General features: G+C 73.9%; 2 pseudogenes. Both read right to left on the bottom strand.

Annotated elements, in window-relative coordinates:
* Positions 1 to 748 (bottom strand): annotated as a pseudogene (locus GT354_RS26360) (hypothetical protein); the annotation flags it as partial.
* Positions 745 to 1194 (bottom strand): annotated as a pseudogene (locus tag GT354_RS52780) (hypothetical protein); the annotation flags it as partial. The pseudogenes GT354_RS52780 and GT354_RS26360, both read right to left, overlap by 4 nt.

The following is a 1194-nucleotide window of genomic DNA, read 5'->3' as shown; positions in this document are numbered from 1 at the left end:
TGAAGCCCTGCCCGGCGAGGCCGCCGATGCCACCGAGCCGGCCGTCGGGCCGTACGCAGTCCTGCGACCCGGGCCCGGCGACCGCGAGCGCGGCGCCCCTGCCCTCGGCGAGCGACGCGAGCGGTTCGGGCCACGGCTCGTCCACGCCGCCGTCGTTTCCGGCGAACCGCTGGGCGGCGCGGATCCTGGCCCGCTGTACGGCGTCGTCGCGAATGCGGTGGACGAACACGCTCATGCCGGGCGAAGCGGCCGAACGCGGCATCTCGGTGACCCCACCCAGCACGTTGTCGAACACCTCGGGTTGGGTGAGCACGTCGAGCAGCGGCCCGAGCGCGTCCGCGTCGTCGGGCGCCAGCGTGATCCCCGGGGCACGCCCCGGCGCCCACTCGGTGCCGCGCACGTCGCCGACCCACAGTGTCGCGGCGTCGCTGCCCGCGAGTTGGCCGGGTCGGCGCAGCACGACGGAGCCCGCGGCGGGCGTGCCGACCGCGACGCACACGACCTTGCTGTACATGCCGGCGAAGATCAGTTCGTACGCCTCGCGGTGCGCCGTCAACTCCTCGACGGCGTCGATCACGAGCACCCGGTCGGCGTTCACGTGCTGGGTCCCGGCCGGCACCCGGGCCCGCGCGTACGCGGTCTGGATGTCGGCGAACCGACGGGCAGCCAGCACCGATGCGAACTCGGTACGCAGGTCGACCACGATCACCAACTGGCGTGGCGCGGTGGGATCGGCGGAGTCGGTCACCACGTGCCTCCGGGCTTCTCGGGTTCGTCGTACGGGTCGACGTCGTCGAGCCGAAGGGTCCGGTCGAGCCGCTCGATCCGCTCCCGCTCGCGCCGATCGGACTCGGACTCCCGCTCGGGCTCCGGCGCGCCGTAGCCGTCGCGACCCGAACCACCCCGATCGCGGTCGCGGTCGCGGTCGTACGCGTCACGCTCGTAGGTATCCCGCCCCGGCGCCTCCCGTTTGTACAGGTCCTGGGTCGGCGCTTCCCGCTCGTACAGCTCCGCCCCGGGAACGTCCCGCGCGTAAGGGTCGGAAACCTCCCGCGCATAGGGATCCGGCCCGACCGCGTCCCGCGCGTAGGGATCCGGCTCCGCCGCGTCCCGCCGATAGGGGCTCGGTCCGGGCACGTCCCGCGCATACGGATCCGTTCCGCCCACGTCCCGTCCGTACGGTTCCGGCTCCGC

This window comes from Streptomyces sp. SID3343, assembly GCF_009865215.1.
Classification (GTDB): Bacteria; Actinomycetota; Actinomycetes; order Streptomycetales; family Streptomycetaceae; genus Embleya.
Note: the sequence above shows the minus strand (reverse complement) of the source record. Positions and strands in the feature narration are given on the sequence as shown.